Annotated in this window: 17 protein-coding genes; 8 read left to right on the top strand and 9 right to left on the bottom strand. The window is 71.7% G+C overall.

Translation table 11 applies throughout. From position 1 onward, the window contains the following. The first annotated feature begins 6 nt into the window (after positions 1-6). Positions 7-4,500 carry an SDR family NAD(P)-dependent oxidoreductase gene (locus ACIQNG_RS18950; RefSeq protein WP_401486330.1) on the top strand — a complete coding sequence of 1,498 codons (4,494 nt, stop codon included), beginning with the start codon at positions 7-9 and terminating at the stop codon, positions 4,498-4,500. An 85-nt stretch (positions 4,501-4,585) separates the two neighbouring features. Here the strand turns inward: ACIQNG_RS18950 and ACIQNG_RS18945 are convergent, their stop codons facing one another. The 4 genes from ACIQNG_RS18945 to ACIQNG_RS18930 all read right to left on the bottom strand — a co-directional run bounded on the left by ACIQNG_RS18945 (position 4,586) and on the right by ACIQNG_RS18930 (position 9,304). Continuing rightward, the gene (locus ACIQNG_RS18945; protein ID WP_401486285.1) at positions 4,586-5,422 is read right to left on the bottom strand and encodes a 2-oxo acid dehydrogenase subunit E2; all 837 of its coding nucleotides are present in this window, start codon (positions 5,420-5,422) and stop codon (positions 4,586-4,588) included. Beyond that, positions 5,419-5,646 carry an acyl carrier protein gene (locus tag ACIQNG_RS18940; protein WP_401425105.1) on the bottom strand — a complete coding sequence of 76 codons (228 nt, stop codon included), beginning with the start codon at positions 5,644-5,646 and terminating at the stop codon, positions 5,419-5,421. The genes ACIQNG_RS18945 and ACIQNG_RS18940 overlap by 4 nt, the downstream gene beginning before the upstream one ends. A 37-nt stretch (positions 5,647-5,683) precedes the next feature. Continuing rightward, on the bottom strand, positions 5,684-6,469 hold the full coding sequence (locus ACIQNG_RS18935) for a thioesterase II family protein (protein ID WP_401486282.1): 786 nt from the start codon (positions 6,467-6,469) through the stop codon (positions 5,684-5,686). 159 nt (positions 6,470-6,628) lie between these two features. After that, positions 6,629-9,304 (bottom strand): LuxR C-terminal-related transcriptional regulator, encoded by a 2,676-nt coding sequence (locus ACIQNG_RS18930; RefSeq protein WP_401486280.1) that lies wholly within the window; start codon positions 9,302-9,304, stop codon positions 6,629-6,631. 328 nt (positions 9,305-9,632) lie between these two features. Between ACIQNG_RS18930 and ACIQNG_RS18925 the strand changes: the two genes are divergently transcribed. Beyond that, entirely contained in the window at positions 9,633-9,860 is a 228-nt protein-coding gene (locus ACIQNG_RS18925) for a DUF6059 family protein (RefSeq protein WP_401425097.1), read from the top strand. A gap of 636 nt (positions 9,861-10,496) precedes the next feature. Here ACIQNG_RS18925 and ACIQNG_RS18920 read toward each other — a convergent pair. After that, a complete protein-coding gene (locus ACIQNG_RS18920; RefSeq protein ID WP_401486278.1) occupies positions 10,497-11,672 on the bottom strand; it encodes a serine hydrolase domain-containing protein in 1,176 nt (391 codons plus the stop codon). A gap of 121 nt (positions 11,673-11,793) precedes the next feature. Between ACIQNG_RS18920 and ACIQNG_RS18915 the strand changes: the two genes are divergently transcribed. The 3 genes from ACIQNG_RS18915 (at position 11,794) to ACIQNG_RS18905 (ending at position 17,388) form a co-directional block, all read left to right on the top strand. After that, entirely contained in the window at positions 11,794-12,255 is a 462-nt protein-coding gene (locus ACIQNG_RS18915) for a hypothetical protein (protein WP_401486276.1), read from the top strand. A gap of 283 nt (positions 12,256-12,538) precedes the next feature. Next, positions 12,539-15,517, top strand: coding sequence for an FG-GAP-like repeat-containing protein (locus ACIQNG_RS18910; RefSeq protein WP_401486274.1), 2,979 nt, complete (start codon positions 12,539-12,541; stop codon positions 15,515-15,517). A gap of 296 nt (positions 15,518-15,813) precedes the next feature. After that, positions 15,814-17,388 carry a phytoene desaturase family protein gene (locus tag ACIQNG_RS18905; protein ID WP_401486272.1) on the top strand — a complete coding sequence of 525 codons (1,575 nt, stop codon included), beginning with the start codon at positions 15,814-15,816 and terminating at the stop codon, positions 17,386-17,388. A gap of 202 nt (positions 17,389-17,590) precedes the next feature. Here ACIQNG_RS18905 and ACIQNG_RS18900 read toward each other — a convergent pair whose 3' ends face one another. Together ACIQNG_RS18900 and ACIQNG_RS18895 are read right to left on the bottom strand one after the other, a co-directional pair. Next, complete coding sequence (locus ACIQNG_RS18900; RefSeq protein ID WP_401486270.1) at positions 17,591-18,229, bottom strand: TetR/AcrR family transcriptional regulator; 639 nt, start codon at positions 18,227-18,229, stop codon at positions 17,591-17,593. Positions 18,230-18,263: 34 nt separating this feature from the next. Then, positions 18,264-18,455: a hypothetical protein gene (locus ACIQNG_RS18895; protein WP_401486268.1), complete on the bottom strand. Its 192-nt coding sequence runs from the start codon at positions 18,453-18,455 to the stop codon at positions 18,264-18,266. A gap of 1,247 nt (positions 18,456-19,702) precedes the next feature. Between ACIQNG_RS18895 and ACIQNG_RS18890 the strand changes: the two genes are divergently transcribed. Further along, positions 19,703-20,608 carry a S1 family peptidase gene (locus tag ACIQNG_RS18890; RefSeq protein WP_401486265.1) on the top strand — a complete coding sequence of 302 codons (906 nt, stop codon included), beginning with the start codon at positions 19,703-19,705 and terminating at the stop codon, positions 20,606-20,608. A gap of 106 nt (positions 20,609-20,714) precedes the next feature. Here the strand turns inward: ACIQNG_RS18890 and ACIQNG_RS18885 are convergent, their stop codons facing one another. Further along, complete coding sequence (locus ACIQNG_RS18885; RefSeq protein WP_401486263.1) at positions 20,715-21,932, bottom strand: serine hydrolase domain-containing protein; 1,218 nt, start codon at positions 21,930-21,932, stop codon at positions 20,715-20,717. A gap of 423 nt (positions 21,933-22,355) precedes the next feature. Continuing rightward, a complete protein-coding gene (locus ACIQNG_RS18880) occupies positions 22,356-22,802 on the bottom strand; it encodes a MarR family winged helix-turn-helix transcriptional regulator (RefSeq protein WP_401486328.1) in 447 nt (148 codons plus the stop codon). 85 nt (positions 22,803-22,887) lie between these two features. Here ACIQNG_RS18880 and ACIQNG_RS18875 point away from each other — a divergent pair, with 85 nt between their 5' ends. Together ACIQNG_RS18875 and ACIQNG_RS18870 are read left to right on the top strand one after the other, a co-directional pair. Beyond that, positions 22,888-24,168, top strand: a complete 1,281-nt coding sequence (locus ACIQNG_RS18875; RefSeq protein ID WP_401486260.1) for an amidohydrolase family protein — start codon at positions 22,888-22,890, stop codon at positions 24,166-24,168. A 69-nt stretch (positions 24,169-24,237) separates the two neighbouring features. Then, positions 24,238-24,906: a GntR family transcriptional regulator gene (locus ACIQNG_RS18870; protein ID WP_401486259.1), complete on the top strand. Its 669-nt coding sequence runs from the start codon at positions 24,238-24,240 to the stop codon at positions 24,904-24,906. The last annotated feature ends 76 nt before the right edge of the window (positions 24,907-24,982 follow it).

Genomic DNA, 24,982 nt, shown 5'->3' with positions numbered 1-24,982 from the left:
CATTCGGTGGGTGAGGTGGCGGCTGCGTTCTGTGCGGGTGTGTGGTCGTTGGGGGATGCGTGTCGTTTGGTGGCGGCGCGTGGTCGGTTGATGGGTGCGTTGCCGTCGGGTGGGGTGATGGTGTCGTTGCGGGGGTCTCTGGGGGAGGTGGAGGTGTTGTTGGAGGGGGTGTCGGGGGTGTCGGTGGCTGCGGTGAACGGGCCGCGGTCGGTGGTGGTTTCGGGGTCGGGTGCTGTGGTGGACGAGGTGGTGGGCCGGTGGGAGGCGGGGGGTGGTCGGGCGCGGAGGTTGCGGGTTTCGCATGCGTTCCATTCGTCGTTGATGGAGCCGATGCTGGAGGATTTCCGTGAGGTGGTGCGGGGGCTGACGTATCACGCTCCGGCCGTTCCGTTGGTGTCGAATGTGACGGGTGGGCTGATGGACGCGGCCGTGGCCTGTGATCCGGAGTACTGGGTGCGGCATGTGCGTGAGCCGGTGCGTTTCGCGGATGGTGTGGGTGCGGCGCGTTCGGCGGGTGTGTCGGTGTTTGTGGAGGTGGGTCCTGGTGCGGTTCTGTCGGTGATGGGGCAGGAGTGTGTGCCGGAGGAGTCGGTGACGTGGGTGGCCTTGTCGCGTGGTGCGGGGGCGCCTGCTGCTGAGGTGTTGTTGTCGGGTGTGGGTGCCGTGTTCGCGGCCGGTGTGGGGGTGGACTGGGGTGCGGTGTTGGCGGGTGCTGGTGGGCGTCGGGTGGGGTTGCCGACGTATGCCTTCCAGCGGCGGCGGTACTGGCTGGAGGTGTCGGGTGCGGCCGGGGGTCCGGAGGGGCTCGGGCTGGGGGCCTTCGGGCACGGTCTGCTGGGCGCGGCAGTGACGGTCGCCGGCGCGGACACCACGGTGCTGACGGGCCGCATCACCCGCTCGTCGCACGGCTGGCTTGCGGACCACGAGGTCAAGGGCCGGGTGTTGGTGCCGGGCGCGGCGCTGGTGGAGATGGCGTTGCGGGCCGGTGACGAGTCGGGCTGCCCGGTGCTGGAGGAGTTCACCCTTGAGGCGCCACTGGAGCTGCCGGCCGCCGGCGGTCTGCAACTCCAGCTCACCGTCGAACCCTTTGACGAGGACGAGAACGGCCGACGAGGCGTCGAGATCTATTCCCGCCCCGACGACGACCAGGGACGCCCCTACACCAGGTGCGCCACCGGACGCCTCGCCCCGCAGGGGAAGACACCCGCCGGGGACTGGCAGGGGGCGTGGCCTCCTCCTGGCGCGCAGCCGGTGGACCTGTCCGGCGCGTACGAGGAGTTGGCCGAGCGTGGCTATGCCTATGGCCCCGGCTTCCAGGGTCTGACCGCCGTATGGCGTGACGGTCCCGTCCGCTGTGCGGAGGTCACCCTGCCCGAGGAGCACACCGGCAGCCACGGCCCCGACATGTTCGGCCTGCACCCCGCCCTGCTCGACGCGGCCCTGCACACCCTCCTCGTGGACAGCGAGCACACCGACGTACGCGTCCCCTTCGCATGGACCGACGTCACCCTGCATGCGACGGGAGCCGTTCAACTACGCGCGGTCGTACGTGAGATGGACGAGGACACGGTCGCGGTCACGCTGTATGACGGTGAGGGTGGGCTCGTTGCCGAGATCGGTGAACTGACCCTGCGGACGCTCACCCCGGCCGCCGCCCCGGCTGCCACCGACCACCTCTACACCCTGCGCTGGACCCCGCAGCCCCTGCCCACCCACCCGGCGGACCTGGCCGGCTGGGCCCTCCTGGGCACCCCGGAATGCCTGGCCGGGGCCCGCCACTACCCCGACCTGTCCGCTCTCCTCGACCACCCAGACCACCAGCCGCGAGCCGTCCTCTACGCCCCGCCCTCCGGCACACCCGTGCGCGAGGCCGTCCACTCCTTGCTCAGCCTGCTCCAGCAGTACCTGACCGAACCCCGCCTGGCCGACGTCCCCTTGACCGTCCTGACCCGCCACGCCCACGCCCTCGATCCCGGCGACCCGGTCGACCCCGCACACGCCGCCCTGTGGGGCCTGACCCGCACGGCACAGACCGAGAACCCCGACCGCATCCACCTCCTCGACACCGACGACGACCCCACCCACCTCGCCCAGGCCCTCACCACCGCCACACCCCAACTCGCCCTCCGCGACACCACCCTCCACACCCCCCACCTCGTTCCCCTGCACGAGGATCCGCCCCTGTCGCCGCCGCGGAACGCCGAGACCTGGCGGCTGGACACCAGGGAGCCGGGCACCATCGAGTCGCTTGAGCTGGTGCCCTGCGAGGAGATGGCCGAACCGCTCGCTCCCGGCACCGTGCGGGTGGCGGTGCGGGCGGCCGGGCTGAACTTCCGGGACGTGCTGATGGCGCTCGGCATGTACCCGGGCGAGCGGGTGATGGGCAGCGAGGGCGCCGGCGTCGTCACGGAGGTGGGGCCGGGAGTGACCGGACTCGCTCCCGGAGACCGCGTGCTGGGGCTGCTGCCGCACTCGTTCGGGCCGGTGGCGGTCGCCGACGAGCGCCTGCTCGTGCGGATGCCGGAGGGCTGGACCTTCGCGCGGAGCGCTTCCGTGCCGGTCGTCTTCCTCACCGCCTACTACGGGCTCCGCGACCTCGGTGGACTGGAGGAAGGAGACGCCGTCCTGGTGCACGCGGCGGCCGGCGGCGTGGGCATGGCCGCCGTACAGCTGGCCCGGCACTGGGGAGCGCAGGTGTACGCGACCGCCGGCCCCGCGAAGCAGCGGCTGCTGCGGGAGATGGGCCTTGCCGAGGAGCGGATCGCGTCCTCGCGTGATCTGGAGTTCGCCGAGCGCTTCCTGCACGAGTCCGGCGGGGGGATGCGAGTCGTTCTGAACTCACTGGCGAAGGAGTTCGTCGACGCGTCGCTGCGATTGCTGCCCGAGGGCGGCCGGTTCATCGAGATGGGCAAGACCGACATCCGTGACGCCGCCGAGGTCGCGGCCCGCCATCCGGGCGTCACCTATCAGGCGTTCGACCTGATGGAGGCGGGCCCGGACCGGATCCGGCAGATGCTCGGCGAGATCGTGGCGCTGCTGGAGGCGGGCGTGCTCGACCCGCTGCCCGTGCGGAGCTGGGACATACACCGGGCGCCCGAGGTCTACCGGTTCATGAGCCAGGCACGGCACGTCGGCAAGATCGTGCTGACCGTACCGTCCCCTCCCGACCCCGACGGCACCTTCCTGGTCACCGGCGGCACGGGTGCCCTGGGGGCGCAGGTCGCCCGGCACCTGGTGGAGGCGCACGGTGTGCGGCAGCTGCTGCTGACCAGCCGGCGCGGTCTCGACGCGCCCGGAGCGGCCGGGCTGCGGGACGAGCTGACGCGGCTCGGGGCGTCCGTCACGGTCACCGCGTGCGACGTGTCCCGACGCGAGGACGTGGCGCGACTGCTGGCCGGCGTGCCGGACGCGCATCCACTGACCGCTGTCGTCCACGCGGCCGGGGTGACCGCCGACGGCACCCTCGAAGCGCTCGACGCCGATGCCGTGGACCGGGTCCTGGATCCCAAGGTGACGGCCGCCGGCCATCTGGACGAGCTGACCCGGCACCTCGACCTGAGCCGGTTCGTGCTGTTCTCGTCGATCGCGGGCACCCTCGGCACGGCGGGCCAGGGCAACTACGCCGCGGCCAACGCAGGACTGGACGCCCTGGCCCAGCGCCGCCGGGCACTCGGTCACCCGGCGCTCTCGCTGGGCTGGGGATACTGGGCGCAGGAGAGCGAGCTGTCGGGGCACCTCGGCGACGCCGACGTGGCCCGGCTGAGCCGCAGCGGCATCCTCCCGCTTGCCACGGACGAGGGCCTCGCGCTCTTCGACGCCGCCATGGCGCTCGGTGAGGCCGTGGTGGTACCGGCCCGGCTGGGCACCCGCGCCGAGCGGGGCGCCGACGTGCCGGCCGTACTCAGCAAGGTGGTCCGGCCGGTGGCGCGCCGCGCCGCGGGCACGGACGGGACCGTGGGGAGGGACCGGACACAGGCCCCGCAACTGGCCGCGCTGGCGCCGGCGGAGCGGGCCGAGGCACTGGTGCGGCTGGTCCGTACGCACGCCGCGGTGGTGCTCGGTCACGAGTCGTCGGACACCGTGCCCCGCGATGCCACGTTCAAGACCATCGGCTTCGATTCGCTGGCCTCGGTGGAACTGCGCAACCGCCTCAACTCGGCGACCGGGCTGCGTCTTTCCGCCACCGCGGTCTTCGACAACCCGACGCCCGAGGCGCTCGCGGAACTGCTCGGCACGCAACTGCCCGGCACGGCCGTCGAGGACGGACCCACCCCCGGCACGGAGAGCCTCGCCGCCCTCGAAGGGCAGCTGGCCGCGGGTGCCCTCGGCGAGGAGGAGCGGTCGAGGTTCGCCAAGCGGTTGAAGTCGCTGCTCTGGCAGCTGGAGGACACACCCCCCGACGCCGCCGCCGTGGAAGGTGACGGGGCCGACGCCGAGCTGTCCACGGCCAGTGACGAGGAGATGTTCGCGCTGATCGACCGCGAACTGGGCCGGGGCTGAGCGCCCGCGGCCGGAAACACCGACGCCGCGGGCCCGTCACAGGAACGGGACCCGCGGCACGAGGCGCGAGCGGTCGTACGAGGGGTCAGGTGCCGGAGGTCTCGGCCGGCCGGCGATCCGACGCGCGGGAGGCGGCCGGCTCGTCCCCGTCCGCGCCGACGGCGACATGCGGCCCGTACGACTCCAGGAACTCCTTGAGCTCGGCCAGCACGTCGGCCGCCTCGGCACCGTCGATGACACGGTGGTCGAACGCCAGGCTCAGCCGCATCACCGGAGCCACCACGACGGCACCCTCACGGACGACGACACGGTCCACCACCCGACCGACGCCGAGCGTGACGGTCGTACCGCCGAGCGACTGGAAGCCGTCCACCGGCCGGTGGCCGAGCGAGGTGACGGCGACGGTGCCGACCAGCTCGCCGCGGTGTGCCAGGGAACGGGTGGCCAGCCGGAACAGCAGCCGGCCGACCGGCACGGGCAGCCGGTGCAGCTTGCGCACCGGCGCGAACTCCGGCATGTGGTCGGGATCTCCGTCCCGGAACCGCTCCACGTGCCGCTGCACGCCCGCCAGGCTCGACCGCTCCAGTTCCGGCACCACGGTCGCCAGCACCACACGTCGGCCACCCAGGGTCTTGTCCAGGGTCACCTTGCCGTTGACGGTGGAGTAGCGCGCGATCCGGGGGCGCAGCCGGCCACGGACGGCCGCGTTGGCCTCCGGGTGGCGGGCCAGCACCCGGCCCGCCGCCTGGAGGACGTAACTCACCACCGAGTACCGGTGCCCCGCGTCGCGGGCCGCCTCCCGGTGGCGCTGCACGCCGCTCATGTCCACCTCGGTGTCGAGGTAGACGGGCGCCGCGGCGCGGATCTCGTCGCAGTGGTAGAGGGTGTGCCGCCGCTCGGCGGGGAACCGTGACCCGCTCACGCCGCGACCGCCACCTGGTAGATGCCCCCGAGGGTCCCGGCCTCCAGCAGGTCCGGCATGGAGACGCTGCGGCCGGTACGCCGTTCCAGGGCCGCGGTCAGCCACAGCAGGTGCACGGAGTCCCAGCCGGCGATCTCGTCGAGGGGCCGCTCGGCGTCCTGGACGGACACCGCCAGCCCCAGCTCGTCACGGATCAGCACCACAAGATCGTCGATCGTGTTCATGAAGGGGTCCTTCCGGGTTCGGGCCCACGACGGACGGTCAACGAGTCGTGGCCGCTGCGTGGTTCGCGAAGGCATGGAGGTCGCGCGAGAGGGCGGCGGCCACGGCCTGTTCGGCGCCGTCCAGGTAAAAGTGGCCGCCCGGGAACCGTTCGACACGGAAGCCGCCCGTCGTCAACTGAGCCCAGGCCCGTGCCTCCGCGTCGGTGACCCGCGGATCGCTGATGCCGGTGTAGACGGTGACCGGGCAGCGCAGGACCAGTTCCGGGTCACGGCGGTAGGTCTCGACGGCCGTGTAGTCGGCGCGCAGCGCGGGCAGGATCATGCCCCGCATGTCGGGGTCGGCGAGGATCTGCGGATCGGTGCCGCTCAGCGCGGTGATCTCGGCGATCAGCCCGTCGTCGTCCCGCAGGTGCACCGTCTCGTGGCGGGGTGTCACGGGGGAGTGCCGGCCCGACGCGATCAACCCGATGGGCGCGTTGACGCCGCCGCGCTCCAGCAGCCCAGCCGTCTCGAAACCGACGACGGCGCCCATGCTGTGCCCGAACAGGACCAGCGGCAGGTCGGTCAGCGGTTCGAGCACCGAGGCGATCCGGGCCGCCAGCGCGCGGGTGTCCCGAAGCGGCGGCTCGTGGCGGCGCTCCTGACGGCCCGGGTACTGGACGGCCACACCTTCGACGAACGGTGGCAGTGCCCTGTGCAGCGCGAGGAACGCGCTCGCGGCGCCCCCCGCGTGCGGCAGGCAGACCAGCCGCACGCTCGGCCGCCGGGCCGCGCCGAAGCGACGCAGCCACCTGTCGTTGAACTCCGTGGGCACCGTGGCCATGCCTTCCTCCGCCCTCCCGGGTGCGAGAGCGCGTGGCACACGGCTGAGAGCGCACCTGGGGCACTCGGTCTCCTCTGTCGTCAGCGACCGTAGGGACGTCGGTTGAAAGGCCGACAAAGGTCCGCTAAAGAGCCGAGCGCGCGGACGCGGGCCGCGCGTTCACGCCGTACGACTGCCCAGGCGGGTGCCCACCTCCTTGCGATGGGTGATGCCCAGCTTCTGGTAGATGCGGGTCAGGTGCTGCTCGACCGTGCTGGCGGTGATGTGGAGGCGGCGGGCCACCTGGCGGTTGGTGAGCCCCTTGGCCACCAGCTCGGCGACCCGGTGCTCGGCCCGGGTGAGCTTCTGGGGCGCGGGGCCGGGCGGCTCGGGCCGCGCCTCCTGCCGGGGGACGGGCGCGGCCCCCGGCAGACAGCTGTGGGCGATCGCTGTCGCCGTGCGCCGGGCGAGCTGGGCCCACGTGTCGTGTTCGAGTACCCGCAGGGCCTCGCCCAGATCGATCAGGGTTCTCGCCAGCTCCGGCCGGTCGCCCGACGCGTGGAACTCGCGTACGGCCTTGAGGAGCAGGCGCGTCCGTGCGTGGGGCCCGGCCAGCGCCGCCTCCAGCCGCAGCGCCATGGCCTGGTTCCGGCCGGACTTGCGTGGGCCGCCGGCCGTGTGTTCCGCGAGCAGGTACGCCGCCTGCTTCGGGTGCCCCAGCTCCAGCCACGCCTCGGCGGCGAACAGCCGCCAGGGCACCAGCGTCGGGTGGTCGACATGGAACCGCTCGGCCAGCTTGCCGATGCGCAGGTAGTCGGACAGCCCCGCGTGCGGCCGGTTCGTGGCGATGAAGAGGCAGCCGCGGGCCCGGAGATAGCTGAGCCAGTAGACGCTCTTCTCCCACGCCGGCGGCACCGGCTTGGCGAACACCCGGGTGGCCTCGTCGTAGCGCCCCATCTCGATGTACAGGGCCGCGAGCGTGGACTCCGCGGCACAGGCCATCGCGCTGCTGCGTTCGGTGATGACGCGCTGCACGCGTCTGACGCAGTCCAGACCGGCCGTCAGCTTCCCCTGGCGCAGGGCCGCGACAGCCTGGAGGAGGGCGAAGACCGCCTCCCAGCCGGGGGCTTCGCGCTCGGCGGACTCCTTGACGATCCGCTCGCACCAGCGCCAGGCCGACTCCAGCCGGTCGGTGATGATCAGGGCCTTCACCGCGCTGGACAGGGACCAGACGGTGGCGTCGGACAGGGCCGAGACCTCCAGGAGATTCTCGGCCGCCGTCGCCCAGTCGTCGCGGTCGCCGATGAGGAAGTTGCCTTCGGCGGTCCGGAAGAGGGCCGTGGCCGACTCCTGCGCGGTACGACCGGCGAACGCGGCAGGCCGCTCGTCCGCGTCGACGGGCGTACGGAAGCTGGACCAGGCCCACAGCCAGGCGATGTTGGGATGGTCGCCCGCCCGCACGTCCCCCGCGCTGGTCTCCGTCCCCTGCTTCTGCAGCACGGTGAAAGCCTCCTCCAGCCGGCCGCAGCCGAAGAGCAGGTCCGCCAGCCCGTCACAGGCCGCGCCGGGCATCGTGCCCGACTGGAAGGCATCCATCAGCTCGGGCAGATGCCGGGCCTCCACGGTGGTGGGATTCATCCGCAGGGCGACCAGCGCCAGCCGCATGTGGATCTCGATACGGTCGATTCCCTCGGGGCAGTCCTCCAGGGCGAGTTCGAGACACCGGACGGCCAACTGGGTGTCCTCCTCGCCCATGGCCGTCTCCGCGGCGTTGCGCAGCACCGTCCGCTGCCACGGCTCCTTCGTGGACCGGGCGGCCAGCAGGTGCCGGGCCACTTCGGTGGCGGGCGCCCCCGCGCTGTACAGGGCCGCGGCCACCTTGATGTGCACCTTGGTCCGCACGGACGGATCGACGTCCGACAGAACCGTGCGCTGCGCGGTCGGGTGCCGGAACGACATTCCGTCAATGACACCGGAATCCCGGAGAGACGCGAGCTGCGCGTCGATGAGAGAGGGGGAAATCCTGCTCATCCGGGACAACAGCTCCGGAGAGGCGGAATCGCCGAGTACCGACAGCAGGCAGCCTATTTTCACAGCAGCGCAACCGCTACGACGCAGAACGGACATCACTGCCTGCCCGTACATCGCCAGTTCGGTGGACTGTTCCGTTTCGCTCGGCGGAAGTGTCATATCCCTGTTCTTGAAGTCCTCAAGCAGGGCGCTCAGCAGGAGAGGGCTGCCGCCGCTCAGATGCTGGAGCAGCCGTACCCACCGATCGTGCGGCGGGTCGCTCTCCGTCGCGATCAACTCGCGGACCGCCCGGGTGTCGAGCGGACCCAGCCGGATGTGCTCGGTGTACGGGCGGCGCAGGAACTCCGTCTTGGCGGGCGCCTCCCGGTGCGGCAGATGCGGCAGGTCGGTGACGACGAGCAGGATGCGTCGGTCCCGGTGCCAAGTGACGGTCTGGATCAGGAAATCCAGCTGTGACCAGGGAATCTCCTGTACGTCGTCCACACAGACCACCGTGGTGCCGCCCTCGGCCACGCGGGGCAGCGCGGTGGCGAACTGCACGGCCGGCGAGGTGGGCACGGTCCCGCGCTCCGGCGGCGACACCGGCAACTGCGCGGCCAGCTGGTGGAACAGGGAGAGGGGCGGGTCGGCGGTCACCGCTCTGCCCTGAGCGCTGAGCACCGTGAATTTCGCGGTCATGGCGTGTTCGGTGAAGGCGTGCAACAGCGCGCTTTTTCCGGCGCCTGCGTCGCCGGTGACGACGATGGTTCTAGAGGGGCCGCGGCCACAACTGAAAAGAGCTGCCTTCAGTAATCCGAGTTCTTTCTCACGACTCACGAAAACCATTACGGAATACTCACCCCCGTGGGCCTGCGTACTGTGGGCACGCAAGCCATGAGCAACTCTTGGCCGAAAAGCTCGACCGCACCATGCATCTCGGCCACAAGATAACCACCGCGGGTGGATTTGCAAGGCCGCCTTCTCGCAGTGGCGGAAAACCGCGCCCGATTTTCGCTAGATTATCCGGGCTGTCTGCATTTTCGTGAGCCGGCGAGCGCACCTCCTGTGGTGATGAATCCGGATTGCCAGAGTCCGGATATCCACTTGTGCGGCCCGGGTGCGCTCCACCTGACGGCTTTGGCCGGGCTTTGGTGGGGCGGAACATCCTGCACGAATGGCTTCCCTGTACGCCTGGCTGCTCCGCGCGGCGCAGGAATCCCTGATCGCCTTCGGCCGGATATGGGTGTGGATCCCGCCCGTCGAGTCCGAGCCGCCCCCCGGAGGGCCGCCGCCGGGCCATCCGGAGCGGCTGTGTCCGGATGTTCCGCTGAGCGCCGTGGAGGTGGAGATCCTCCGGCATTTTCCCGACCTCGACCCGCCGGTGCCGCCGCCTGATCGCTGACCGGAACGGGACCCGCCCGGCGGTACGCCACGATGGCCGGCACCCGACGCGCCCCGATGGGTGACGCGCTTGTGACGGACCCGGTACCGAAGAGAGGTGATGGGTGGGTCGGCGGCAGGATGGCCGGAAATCTGTCCTGTCCGCCCGACCGGGCAGGGGAGGGCAAACCGGCAGAGGACGGCAAACCGGCAGAGGGCGGCAAAGGGGAGATAGGGCGCACATCCGTGGGGGCCTCGGTGTCCCCGGCCAATTGCTTGTGTTGAGGTCGAGTGCCGCGTGGATGAGGCCCATGGAGGTCGGCCGGGCGCGGCTCTCGGTTGGTCGAGACCAAGCTTTTATCTTGCGTGCAGGGATCACTTAATTCCGTCGGCCTCTCATTCGGTGATTCCGGAAGCGCAGATCGGTGATCGAGAAATACGGGGAAAGCGAGGAAGTCGTCAGCGTGCTCTCCTGGCCGACGTTGCAGGTGGCGGCAGTCGCCAGGCACCGCACGGAGCGATCGCCGACCCATCGGCGGCGTCCCCGGTCCGCTGATCGGACCGAGCGTCCGTTTCGGCCGTCGCCGGGCGGGCATCCACCGGTCCGACGGCCGGAAGGCGGCCCGGACAGGTGGTGCCGCCCGGCGGTGGGGGTCCGTCAGCGCTTCTGCGCGCGGACGCGGTCGGTGATGCCCAGGGTCAACGCCTGCGCCCGCTCCTCCAGGTCCCATTTCCCGTCGCGGTAAGCCTGGTTGCTGATCCAGAAGACGAGGACGCCGTCGTCGAGGGACCTGCTCAGCAGCGCCAGGGACCAGTCGTTGCCGCCGTCGTGCCAGGCGAGGGGGCCGTGGGGAGTGTCGCGGATGCTCCAGCCGTATCCGTAGAAGCTCTCTGATCCCGGCTCCCGTACACGGGGCCGGAAGAGCTTCTGCCTCGCCTCTGCCGGCAGGATCCTGTCGCCCAGGAGCGCGCGGTGCCAGCGGAAGATGTCCTGCGCGGTGGAGAGTATGCCGCCGCTGCCGCGCAGGTTCCAGTAGGGTCCGTCGGCGGCCCAGGGGTGATCGTAGGGCCTGCCCCTGCTGCGCCCCTTGCTGTCGTACTCCACCGCGACCAGGTGCTGTTTCCAGCGGGGCAGCACGTATCCGGTCTGCCGCATTCCGGCCGGTGCGAACAGGTGGCGGGCCAGGAACTCCTCGTAGCTCCGCCCGGACGCTTCCTCGATGATCGCGGCGAGCAGTCCGTACCCGGTGTCGGAGTAGTGGAACTCGCTGCCCGGAGCGGACCGGAGCGGCGATGACAGGGCCTGGCGTATCAACTCCGTCCGGGACAGGGGGGCGTAGTCGTCGCCAAGCGCCTGGGGCAGCCCCGACGTGTGGGTGAGCAGGTGCTCGATGGTGATACCGCGTCCGTCCTCGGGTACGGGCCGTTCGTCCCCGAGGTGGCGGCTGATCGGATCGGTCACCCGCAGCCGGCCCATCACCTCCAGTTTCACGACCGCCGCCGCGGTGAACTGCTTGGTGAGCGACATGACGTCGTACACGGTCCGGCAGCTCGCGGGGGTGCCGGTCGCGCGGTCGGACGTGCCGAAACCGCCGCAGTACGCGAGCCGATCGCCCCGGGCGGCGATCACGGTGGCACCGGGCCCGGCGGGCAGGGTGCGCCGCACGAAGTCACCGATCGATCCGGTGTCGCGACCCGGGGCCGCCGGGGCGTGCTCCGGGGGTGAGCCGGCAGCGGGTTCTCGGGCGCACGCGCCGAGCATCAGCACCATCGTGAGGGCGGTGGCGACGGCCGCGGTGCGGCGGTGGTGGTGGCGCGGCAGGGCGCTCCCCATGTGACCTCCAACGTCGGTGATCCGTGGGCAGGTTGGCCGCCGCGCCCGCCGTCCCTCAAGGCGTTAGGGTGTTCGAACGTGTACGAGACCGTGTACGTCCAGGTCAGCAGGGGGAAGCACGATGACCACACCACCACCCGTACCGCCGGACACCGACGCCGCCGCCTTCATGACGGCGCTGCGCGATCTCAAGGTGTGGTCGGGCCTGAGCTACCGGCAGCTGGAACGCCGCGCGGCGCGAGCAGGCCACGTCCTGCCCCACTCCACGGTGGCGACCATGCTCGGCAGGGACCGTCTGCCCCGCGAGGAGCTGGTCGCCCTGTTCGTGGCGGCCTGCGGGATGCGGGCGGACGAAGCCCAGGTGTGGCTCGACGCGCGGGTGAGCATCGCGTACGGTCGCCCGGCCGAGGCCGCGCCCACGACGAAGCGCGGCGGGCGCTCGTGGCGGCCTCACCAGGTGCTGGCCGGGGCCGCCGTGGCGCTCACCACCGTGCTCCTTGCCGGGGTCGCGGGGGTCGGTGTCCTCACCGACGAGGTGGAGGTCGTACAGCCACCGGCGTCGCTTCTCGTGCCGCGTTCCTGACCGAGTCCGCCGGCCCGACGGTCCGAGCGGTGCCGGGCCGGCTGGTCGTCCGGTGCCGGAACCCGGTCGTGAACGGCCCCGACCCGGCCGGTGCGTTCGTCCGCCGGGGCACCATGCGCTCGGCCGTCACCGCCGGACTCTTCTGCGGCCGAGCCGCCTGGTTCACGCCAGCTCTGGAAATGATCACGTCAATGTGGAATGGACAGGCAACCTTCCTAACCTGGTCGCCCTGAGACAGAGGGGCTGTCCGGCCCCGCGAACGACCCGTCAGGAAGGGCTCCCCTTGCGAAGAACCCCCAGACCGACCCCGCCCCCGACCCCCGCGGCGGTCCCGGCCCGCCCCGGGCGCCTCGGCCGGGGCACCCGGACCGCCCGCACACTGGTCCACACCCTCGTGATGGCGCTCGCCGCCGGGCTGCTGAGCGTCGGGGCGCTGGTCACCGGCGCCGGACCCGCCGCCGCGGCCCCGGACGGTCCACCGGCCCGCTTCTACCTCCAGAACGTCAGCAGCGGATACCACGTCTCCGCCGCCGACAGCCTGGTCGAGGCCCGCCGCCCCAAGGGCGACGAGGACCAGCAGCAGTGGGAGTTCGTCCCGCAGAACGACGGCTCGCACCAGATCCGGAGCACCACCCGCACCGACACCTGTCTCGCCCGGTCCCACACCGGCACCCGGGCCATCCTCGCCCCCTGCGGAACCAGCACCACCCCCTGGTGGCTCCAGCAGATCGCCGGCGAGAAGTACAGCATCCACGCCGCACCCGGCAGCGCCGAGCGGCTGACCGGCGGCATCGTCCACGGCGACGACCCCGTCCCGGTCACCGTCGGCAGCGCCACCGACCGCACCACCCACTGGTACACCACCCCCGTCCGGCCGGTGACCACCCCGCTGAGCCCGGAGGACCGCGAGGACCCCACCTTCGACCAGCTCACCTTCCTCACCGCGCACAACGCCTTCCAGAACACCGAGGACATCGGCGGCGCCGCGGCGCCCAACCAGCCGCACTCGATGATGACGCAGCTCAACGACGGCGTACGCGGTCTGATGATCGACGTCCACCAGTACCAGGGCCGGCCCAGCGTCTGCCACGACAACTGCTTCGTCCAGGGCTGGATCAGCCTGGAGTACGTCCTGGAGCAGCTCGGGGGCTGGCTCAGGACCGCGGGCAACGAACGGGAGATCGTCACCCTCTTCATCCAGGACGAGGTCACCACCGCCCAGCTCCAGTCCGTCTTCGACCTGCCGCACATCAAGAGCGGACTGGGCTCGCTCGTCTTCAACCCCCGCACCGAGAAGGTGGACGAACACGGCTGGCCCCGCCGCTCGGAGATGATCAACGAGAACAAGCGGCTCGTCATCTTCTCCGACAAGGGCGACGACAAGCCGACCCGCGAGGGCTTCGGCGTGATGTTCGCCCAGGACTGGACCGTCGAGAACTACTGGTCCATGGGCGCTGGCCTCGGCAACTCCGACTGGAGCTGCTACAGCCGCTGGACCGGTATCCCCCTCACCCAGGAGGAGGGGAAGTTCCGCCGGCTGTTCGTGATGAACCACTTCCGCGACATCCCCATGTCCCCGACCTACCGCAACGACAACGCGAAACTCCAGGACCGGGCCGAACGGTTCTGCATGCCCGCGGCCCGCAAGAAACCCAACTACCTCGCCGTCGACCAGTACAAGGACGGCAACCCCATGGCCGCCGTCGACGCCCTCAACACCTACTCGTACTCCGGCGACACCCCCGGCGACGGCGGTACGGCACCGACCTGGCGGGTGCCGCGCCTCGCGGTGATGCCGCTCGGCGACTCCATCACCCAGGGCGTGGGCAGCAGCACCGGCAACGGCTACCGCGCCGAACTGCGCAACCACCTCCAGAACCGGGCGACCACCCTCGACTTCGTCGGCTCCCTCCAGCACGGGACCACCACGGACCCGGAGCACGAGGGACACTCGGGCTTCCTGATCGAGGGGATCGCCGCGAACGTCGAATCCTGGCTGTATCAGGCGAAACCCAATGTGGTGACCCTGCACCTCGGCAGCAACGACATCAACCGCGACCACCAGAGCGCCACCGCGCCCGCCCGGCTCGGCGCCCTGATGGACCAGATCCTCGCCGCCGCCCCCGATGTCACCCTGCTGGTCGCCTCCCTGGTGCCCAACACCCGGCCCGGCGCCCAGGCCCGGGTCGACGCCTTCAACGCCCAGGTACCGGGCCTCGTCCAGGAACGCAGGAACCAGGGCTTCAAGGTCGGCCATGTGAACTTCTCCACCGTCAAGGGCGGTGACCTGCCCGACGGACTGCACCCCAACAACTCCGGCTACCGCAAGATGGCCCGGGCCTTCTTCAACGGCCTCACCCAGGCCGCGACGGCCGGCTGGATCACCGAGAACGTCGTGGTCAGGCCCGTCCCGCCCGGGCAGGGCGGCACCGGCATCGGCGACCAGGACGTCGACCTCAACAACGACGGCCGCGCCGACTACCTGGTGGTGGGCGCCAACGGCAGTGTCCGCGCGTTCCTGAACCGGGGCGGCGACGGCCGCGGCGGCTGGGAGGACCTCGGGCACATCGCCGCGGGCTCCGCCCAGTGGACCGCGGCACAGATCAGATTCGCCGACCTCGACGCCGACGGCGCCGTCGACTATCTCGTGGTGGGCGCCAACGGCAGCGTACGGGCGCTGCTGAACCGGGGCGGTGACGGCCGCGGCGGCTGGGAGGACCTGGGCACCGTCGCCTCCGGCTCCACCCAGTGGACCGGCGCCCAGGTGCGGTTCGCCGACCTGAACGCCGATCGGAGGGCGGACTACCTGGTGGTGGGCGCGAACGGCAGTGTCCGCGCGTTCCTGAACCGCGGTGGTGACGGCCGGGGCGGCTGGGAGGACCTCGGCCACCTCGCCTCCGGCTCCACCGAGTGGACCGGCGGCCAGGTGCGGTTCGCCGACCTCGACGCCGACCGGGTCGCCGACTACCTGGTGGTGGGCGCCAACGGCAGTGTCCGCGCGTTCCTGAACCGGGGCGGCGACGGCCGCGGCGGCTGGCAGGACCTGGGCACCGTCGCCTCCGGCTCCGCCCAGTGGACCGGCGCCCAGGTGCGGTTCGCGGACCTGAACGCCGACCGGAGGGCGGACTACCTGGTGGTGGGCGCCAACGGCAGCGTACGGGCGCTGCTGAACCGGGGCGGCGACGGCCGCGGCGGCTGGGAGAACCTCGGTCCCATCGCCGCGGGTTCCGCCCAGTGGACCGGCGGCCAGGTACGCATGTGACCGGGCGTCCCGGCGGCTGACCCGACCGTGTCCCGCCCGCTCCAGCACGATTGGACGAGGAGGTCACCGGCAGCCCGCGGCACGAGTACAGCCGCCGGCTGCTGGCCGCCGTACCGGCCGTCTCGCCACGACGGCGACACATCGGCACACCCTTGACCACGGACCACTGAGTACTGTCTATTGACTGATGAGTCAGTCAAGTCCCTTGCCGCACGATGTGCCGCACACGACGTGCCGCACACATCTTGCCCCACACATCTTGCCGCACACAGGACGGGAGCGTGTTACCAAGAGCCATGCCCGCACAAGCCGAAATCTCCAAGGACGTCTACGACGTCGTCATCGTCGGCGGCGGCCACAACGGACTCGTCGCCGCCGCCTACCTCGCCCGCGCCGGACGCTCCGTCCTCGTCCTCGAACGACTGGACGTCACCGGCGGCGCCGCCGTCTCCACCCGGGCGTTCGTGGGCGTGGACGCCCGGCTGTCGCGCTACTCCTACCTGGTCTCCCTGCTGCCCTCGAAGATCGTCGACGACCTCGGACTGGAGTTCGCCGTCCGCAAGCGCACGGTGTCCTCCTACACGCCCACCGACCGCGACGGCCGCGCCACGGGACTCTTCGTCGGCGGGGGAGAGGACCGCACCCGCGCCTCCTTCCGCGCCCTGACCGGCTCCGACGCCGAGTACGACGCCTGGCGGCAGTTCTACGCCACCACCGGCGACGTCGCCCGCAGGATCTTCCCCACCCTCACCGAACCCCTGCCCACCCGGGACGCGCTGCGCGCCCGCGTCGGCGACGACACCGCCTGGAACATGCTGTTCGAGCAGCCGCTCGGCGTCACCGTCGAGGAACGCTTCCGGGACGACCTGGTCCGCGGCGTGGTCCTCACCGACGCCCTCATCGGCACCTTCAGCAGCGCCCACGACCCCTCCCTCGCCCAGAACATCTGCTTCCTCTACCACGTCATCGGCGGCGGCACCGGCGACTGGGACGTCCCGGTCGGCGGCATGGGCGCCTTCACCGACGCGCTGGCCGCCGCCGCCCGCGCGGCCGGCACCGAGATCGTCACCGGCCACGAGGCCCTCCATATCGAACCGGGCGAACCGCACAGCGTCGTCGCCTATCGCACGGCGACCGGCGAGGGCAGCGTCGCCGCCCGCAAGGTCCTGGTGAACGCCTCCCCCGAGGCCCTCGCCCGGCTCATCGGCGACGCGCCGCCCGCCGAGCCCGCCGAGGGCGCCCAGCTCAAGGTCAACATGCTGCTGACCCGGCTGCCCCGGCTGCGCGACACCTCCGTGGACCCGCGCGAGGCGTTCTCCGGCACCTTCCACATCTCCGAGGGGTACGCCCAACTGGACACCGCCTACCGGGAGGCCGCCGCGGGAACGCTGCCGTCGGCGCCGCCCTCGGAAATCTACTGTCACTCCCTCACCGACCCGACGATCCTCTCCCCGGACCTCGTGGCCGCCGGATACCACACGCTCACCCTGTTCGGGCTGCACGCCCCCGCCCGCCTCTTCGACCAGGACCACGACCTCAGGCGGGACACCCTGACGAAGTCGGCGCTGGCCGAACTGGACGCCGTGCTCGACGAACCGATCGAGGACTGTCTGGCGCTGGACGCCGACGGACGGCCGTGCATCGAGGCCAAGTCCCCGGTGGACCTGGAGAAGGAACTGTGCCTGCCCCGCGGCAACATCTTCCACCGGTCGCTCGCCTTCCCGTTCCTCGACCCCGCCCGCGACGCCGGGCGCTGGGGCGTGGGCACCGGCCACCCGAACGTACTGCTGTGCGGCGCGGGCGCGATCCGCGGCGGCGGCGTCAGCGGCATCCCCGGCCACAACGCCGCCATGGCCGTACTGGAGGAGTGAGCGCACCCCTCGTACCGCAGTGAGAAGTGACGAGTCATGAGCCATGAGTCATGAGGGAGGGACGGGGACGCCGTCCGCAGGCCGGGACGGCGTCCCCGTCCCTCCCACCCCCGCACCCCGATGTCCTGGAGGACACCTGGCCCTCGCCCTGCGCTGCGCCCGGCTGGTCGACGTCGTGGAGGAAGCGGCGTTCAGCGGGTGGTCAGGAACCGGCGCTCTCGCGCGCGGGGGCGCGGCGGGGTGCCAGTGCCTCCGCCTCGATGCCGAGTTGGGCGGCCACATGCTCCCGCACCCACTGGGCGGCCTCGGACTTCTGGAGGACACCGCGCCGGGCGACCAGCGGCACGGCGAGGCCGTCCAGGAACACGGTGATCCGCCAGGTCGCCGTGCGCGGGTCGGCGCAGTGGAACTCGTCGTTGTCCACACCCTCCTGGATGAGGGTTGTCAGCGATGACTTCCACTGCTCGTCCATCGCGCGCATCACGTCCTGGAGACCGGTGTCCCGCATCCCCGCCGCCCAGCCGTCGATCCACAGCCGCCAGTCCGGTGCCTGTCCGGTCGGCAGATACAGCCGCAGGAGCGCCTTCAGCCGGGTCAGCGCGGAGCCCGAGCGCGTGACGATCCTGCGCAGGCTGTCCATCTCCCGCTGCGCGGCATGGGAGAACGCCGCCTCGATCAGCAGTTCCTTCGTCGCGAAGTGGTAGTGCAGCAGACCGCTGCTCACGCCGAGCGCCGACGCCACGTCGGCCACCCGGGTCGTCCCGATGCCTCGCTGGTTGATCTGCGCGACCGTCGCGTCGAGGATCTCTTCCCGCCGGAGGACAACTTGTTTGCGCGCCACGGGGGACATCTTACGGGGCTTCCTGACTGACCTGTCAGGAAGCCGGGCGCGCGGCGGCCGGCCGGAACGGGGCGGGCGGGCCACCGGCCCCGGTGACCAGGTCGGTGGTCAGCTCACCGATGAGCGGTGCGAACTTCGCCCCGTGCCCCGAGCACGGCGAGCAGACGACGAACGGCCCGGCCCGGTCGAGCAGGAAGCCTCGCTCGGGGTGAAGGTGAACAGGCACGTGGTCTCGCCGCGCGGCGTCGGATCCAGCCCCGGCAGCCACCGCTCGACGTACGCGACCACCCGGGCCCGCGACCGGTCGCAGACCACACCGTTCCGCCCGGCCGCGCTGGTGCGTCGGCGCCGTAGTGCGCGCCGATCTTACGGTCGTCCCCCGCGCCCCCGTCCCGGCCGCCCGCGAGGTGGTGGATCCCGGGCCCCTCCTCGTGGAGGACGCTCGGCCAGGTGGGCAGGGCGGGGTCGAGCCGGGGGGAAGTGGAACGTCTCCTGCTGGGTGACGGTCAGCGCGGGCAGCGCGACCCGGCCCGCCAGGAGCCCCGCGGCCCAGCCTCCCGCCGCGTCGGCCACCGTCCCGGCGCGCACGCTGTCGCCGCCGGCCAGGGTGACCCGGGCACCACCTCCGGGCTCCGGCTCCGGCGCGGTCACCTCGGCGTCATGGCGTACGACCGGAATGGAGCACCCGGGGCCACTGAAAGGACCGGACACCACCTCCGGTACGGTCGCGACACGGCCCTTCGCTGACTGGACGTACAGCTTCCAGGGGGAACGGAAGGCACCCCCGGACCGCGACGGCGTCGAACCGGACACCGGCGCCGTCGTGGCAAGGAGGGCAATCCGCCCCATACGGACTCGGTCGCACGAGGGTCGCTGGTACATTTCCCGCCGCCAGGCGCAGCGGCCGACCCGGACCCCCGCGCCGCGCCGGGCCGGGTGGCGTACGGCGAACCTGCCCTGGGTCCGGGCTCACCGGGCCCGCCGCGACGGGTACCGGAATGCTCCACTCGATCTTCGCGAACCGGCCATGTCGCCCGCCGGGCCCGGCGGGCGGGTCCGCCGTCCGGCGCCGACGCGACCTTGAGCAGCCACACCACACTCTGGCTTGATATCGCCAGAGATCTTCGGAGGTCGCCGCGGCTGGCGCATTTACCCCGGGCATCTGCCATCCGGGACCGCAGCGGAATCCGTGGGGCGCCGGCCCCCGGAGCCGACGGGCCGTCAGCGCGCCGCTCGCCCCGCATCCGGCCCCGGGCCCTGGCAAGAGCGCCTTCCCGCCAACCGTGCCGACTGCCCCACGTCCCGCGCCAGAGCGTCCGAAAGCCGAACTTGTTGACAGGGACCGGTCACACCCAGGATCCCAACCATCGACGCGGCAGCCCCAGGACGCCCCGCACAGCCCAGGGGTCTGCCGACGACGTGACCGAGGGCCCGGGCACCGAACGGGCCTCCCACCCCTCATCGGAGGACATCTTGAAGGTCAAGACGTTCCTGTCTTCGGGCCCTCTCGCCAAGAGAGCCCGCGCCGCCACCGTCGTCGCCAGCCTGGCGGCCGTGTCCGCGCTCGTGGCCCCCACCGCCGTCGCCGCCCAGGCCCCGGTGGACAGCAAGGCCGGCGCGGCACAGCTCGCCGCCGCCAGTGACGCCGTGCTCACCGCGGACGTCGGTGGCACCGCCTGGTTCACCGACAAGGCGTCGGGCAAGGTCGTCATCACCGCCGACAGCACGGTCTCGGCGGCCGAGATCAACAAGATCAAGAAGGAAGCCGGTGCCCAGGCCGGAGCGCTGGAGATCAAGCGCACCCCGGGCAAGTTCAGCCGCTTGATCGCCGGCGGCGAGGCCATCACCTCGGCCGGCGTCCGCTGTTCCCTCGGCTTCAACGTCATCAACTCGGCACGTCAGTACTTCGCGCTCACCGCGGGCCACTGCACCTCGGGCCGGCCCAGCTGGAACATCGGCACCGCCGTCCCGGGCCAGACCGTCTTCCCGAACTACGACCACGGAGTCATCGCCCACTCCAACCCCGCCGCCGCCGACGGCCGGGTGTACCTGTACAACGGCACGTACCGCGACATCATCAACTCCGCCGCCGCCACCCTCAACCAGCGCATCGAGCGCTCGGGCAGCACCACCGGCTACCGCACCGGCACCGTCACCGGTCTGAACGCCACCGTCAACTACGGAGGCGGCCAGCTGGTCTACAACACCATCCAGACCAACGCCTGCGCCCAGCCCGGCGACAGCGGCGGCCCGCTCTTCGCCGGCAACACCGCGCTCGGCCTGCTCTCCGGCGGCAGCGGCAACTGCTCCGTCGGCGGCACCACGTTCTACGAGCCCGTCACCCGGCCGCTGAGCCTGTACGGCTACAGCGTCTTCTAGACCCCGCGGCGGCACCCGACCCCGCAGCCCCCTGCGGTTGTCGCCCGCTTCCACAGACCGTCCCCGGCACGGCCCCCAGGCCCGCCGGGGGCGGTCTCATGCCCGCCTACCGCCCTTGGACCGGGCGGCCGTACACGTGGTCCGGTGTCACGATCTGGGTGACGGCCCGGGCCACCAGCGAGGACGGCTCCTGGCCCTGGTAGGTGATGTCCGTGTTGAGCAGGACGACCAAGGTCGCCTGCCGCGAGGGCAGATAGACGGTTACCGTCTCGTAGCCGGGGAGGGAGCCGTTGTGCCCGATCCACCCGTTGCTGTCGAAGATGCCCAGGCCGTAGGTGGTGCCGGGAACACCCGTCGGCAGTGTCCTGAGCCGTTCCGCCTGGGTCGCCGGGTTCAGCAGTGTGCCGGTGGCGACGGTCTTCGCCCAGCTCCGCAGGTCGCCCAGGTTCGAGATCATCGCGCCGGCCGACCAGGCCCAGGTGGGGTCCCAGCCGGTGGCGTCGGCGACCTGGTTGTTCAGCGTCTGGTCGGTGTAGCCCTGCGGGTGCGGGTCGGGGATCCGCGCGTCGTCCGGGAACACCGTGTGCCGCAGCCCCGCCGGGCGCACCACCCGCTCCTCGATGACCTCGGCGATGCCCTGCCCGGTGACCTTCTCGATGACCAGGCCGAGCAGGATGAGGTTGCTGTTGGAGTACTGGAACCGCTCACCCGGCGGGAAGGTGTTCGGATGCCGGTAGCCGTAGGCGAGCAGTTCCTCGGGGGTGAACGTACGGTCCGGGTCGCTGAGGAAGTCGTGGTCGAAGCCCGGGTCGGAGCTGTAGGGGAACAGCCCGCTGCGCATCTCCGCCAGTTGCCGCAGGGTGATCCGGCCGCCGTCCGGCACTCCGTCGACATGGTCGGAGACCGGGTCGTCGAGCCCGACCCGGCCCTCCTCGACGAGCCGGAGCAGGGCGGTCACCGTGAAGGTCTTGGTCTCGCTGCCGATCCGGACGTACATGTCGTCGGCCATCGCCTGGCCACTGGCCTTGTCGGCCACACCGGTGGCGCGGACGTAGTTCCCCCGGCCCGGCATCCACAGCCCGACCACGACACCGGGGATCCCCGCCTGCCGCCGTACGTCCTCGACGGCCCGGTCGAGGCGGGCCGCGACATCGGACCCCAGCCCCTCACCCCGGAGCCCGTCCGTGCCCGGCCAGGGGACGTGGAGCGGGACGACGCCCGCCGGGCCCGGGCCGGCCGCGGCGGGAGCCGCCGTGACCGGTACGAGCACGGACGCCACGAGCAGGGCCGCGGCGAAGAATCGGTGGCGGGCCGCACAACGCATGCCGGAGCACCTCTTCCGGAGCAGGGCGCCACGGACGGTGACAGCACACCCGCCGCCCGCCGCGCCCGGTGAAGACCGGACCTCACCAGCATCGGGCCTGCCCCCACCGCCCGCACCTCGGCCCGGCCGCCCCTTCGGCGACCCGGGGACCATGCCCCGCTCACGACCCGCCTCGGCCCCCAGCGTTCACCCGAACCCGGCTTCCCCGCACGGGGTGGCACATCACGGCCACCTGATCGGCATCGGCTTCGCCCCCCGGGCGCTGGATGGGCGGCACCCGCAACGCACCCCGCACCCGCACCCCGCACCCGCACCCCGCACCCCGCACCCGCACCCCGAACCCCGCACCCGCACCCCGCCCCGCGCACACATACTGAACAGGCCGGCGCCCACGACCTCCCCGGGTCATGCGCAGCCCACGCGTCAGGGCTGGTCGGCGAGTTCCTCGTCCAGGTTCGCGAGGAATCTGCGCAGCAGCCCTTGCAGCACGTCGATCTCCTGGGCGCTGAAACCGTCGAGCGCCCGGCTGTTGGTGGCCAGGAGCGCCGCGCGGGCCCCGGGCAGCTTCGCCACGCCCTCGTCGGTGAGGGAGATCAGGCTCACGCGCCGGTCGCCGGGGTCGGGCGCGCGCTCGACCAGCCCGTCGCGTTCCATGCGCGCCAGCAGTTGCGCCATGGAGGGCTGTTCGATCCGGGCCAGCCGGACCAGCTCCTTCTGGGGGAGCGGTCCTCCCGTCGCCAGGGCGGCGAGGACCGGCATCTGACCGAAGCTCAGCCCGAGCGGCCGGAGCCTGCGGTCGTTGAGCCGGGCCAGTACGCGGGCGGCGGTGTTGATCAGGGAAGCGGGCGGCGAACTCGGAGTCGGAAGCATCACGCGCACATTGTATAGGGACCTATGTATCGTAGGTGCATAGGCACCTATGCAATGCAATTGACCGCACGCAGGGGAGACGCAGATGATCATTCGCAACGTGACCGTCATCGACGGCACCGGCGGGACTCCGCGGGCCGGGATGGACGTCCTCGTCACGGACGGACGGTTCACGGACATCCGCCCGTCGCGCACGGACACCTCCGCGGTGCCGACCGGGGAGCCGGTGCTCGACGGCCGCGGCGGCTGGCTGCTGCCCGGCCTGTGGGAGGCCCACACCCACCTGAGGGACTACGGCATGTCGCTCCCGGCGCCCGAGCGGTTCGCCCACCTCAAGGAGGTGCTCGCCGGGTATCTCGCGGAGGGCGTCACCTCGGTGTGCGACCTCGGGGGCATGCCCGAACTGAGTCCTGAGCTGCGCGACGCGAGCCGGGCGGACGCCGCCATGGCATCGCTGTTCACCACCGAAGCGGCGTTCACCGGAATCGACGGCTGGCCGGTGACCGGCCTCGTGGGGCATCGCTCCGGGGTCATGGAGGTGGGCGACGCCGACCACGCCCGCCGGCTCCTCCAAGGGGTGCGGCTCGGCGAGGTCGACTACGTCAAGTGCATGTTCGACAGCAGGCCCGGGGGCGGCCGGCGACTGCCCCCGGAGGCGCTTGAGGTGATCATCGCCGCCGCACACCAGGCCGGCAAGAAGGCGCTGGTGCACATCGCGACCGGCACCGACCTGCGGGAGGCAGTCCGGGCGGGCGCCGACTGCATCGAGCACTCCCCGCTGCCCCGGGACCCCCACGACCTGAGCGAGGCCGAGCAACTCGCCGCCCTCATGGCCGAAGCGGGAACGCTCTACTGCCCGACCGTCGCCACCTGGGAACAACTGGCGTACGGGGCGGACCCCGAGTACCTGGACCAGCTCATCGCCGACGGCATCCTCACCCCGGACGGGGCCGAGGAGATCATGGCGCGCCCCACCTACGGCCGGCCGTTCCCCAAGCACCCCGCCGACGAGTGCCGGATCCGGTTCGACCACGCGATGCGCACGCTGCCGGTCTTCCACCGAGCCGGCGTCACACTCGTCGCCGGGAGCGACATCGCGAGGGTCATGCCCACACCCGCCCGCGCCCTGCTGCGTGAGCTGCAACTGTTCGCCCGGGCCGGGGTGCCGAACTCCGCGGTCATCGCCGCCGCCACCGGCCACGCGGCGGAGAAGATCGGTCGACTCCGTACGAGGGGCACCATCACCGTGGGCAGCGTGGCCGACGCCGTCCTGCTGGACGCCGACCCCCTCGCGGACCTCTCCCACCTGGTCCACCGGCGCCACCTCCGCGCCGTCGTCAGCTCGGGCCGGATCGCCTCTCCCTGACAGTCGGGGCGCCGCCGGTGCGGTCCTGGCACCCTCTTCCGTACAATGGATATCGGATACCATGAACCGATGACCGCGAAGAAGTGGGCCGCACCTCTGCCCGTAGTGAAGAGCAAGGCCGACCTTGTCTACGAGAGTCTCCGCGCCGCCGTGGCGTCGGGGGAACTCCAGCCCGGTGAGCGGGTCAACATGGACGAACTCGCGCGTACCTTCGGGGTGAGCAAGATCCCGGTGCGCGAGGCGACCAAGCGGCTGGAGTCGGAGGGGCTGCTCGTCTCCCGGCCGCACTCCGGGGTCACCGTGGCGAAGGTGGACAAGAACGAGATCCGCGGGGTCTTCCTCGCCCGTGAGGCCATCGAGGGGCTGGTCGGCCGACTGGTGGCGGAGCACGCCGACGCGGAGCTGATCGCGGGTCTGGAGGACATTCAGCGGTCTATGCGGGCGGCGTTGGAGGGCGGGAGTGAACAGACCCTGTCCCAGCTCAACACCGAGTTCCACCGGCTGCTCGCGGCGGCGACCGGGTATCGCATCCTGGCGGACCTCACGGAGCAACTGCTGCTGACGATCCAGCGGTACCGCGTGATTGCGCCCAAGGACCGGATGGACTGGCACTCCGTCGTGGAGGAGCACGCCACCATCATCGAGGCCCTGCGCGGCGGCGACCCGGAAGCGGTCTCGGCCGCCGCCCGAGCGCACACCGCCTCCCAGTCACGACTTGAGGTGAACCCGCCCGACTGACGACCGAGCACCGCACAGGCGCGACCCCCACGAGCACGACCCTCCGCCGGGGTGCCCTCCCGTCGGGGTGGCCTCC

The sequence above is a fragment of the Streptomyces sp. NPDC091377 genome (assembly GCF_044757045.1).
Classification (GTDB): Bacteria; Actinomycetota; Actinomycetes; order Streptomycetales; family Streptomycetaceae; genus Streptomyces.
Note: the sequence above shows the minus strand (reverse complement) of the source record. Positions and strands in the feature narration are given on the sequence as shown.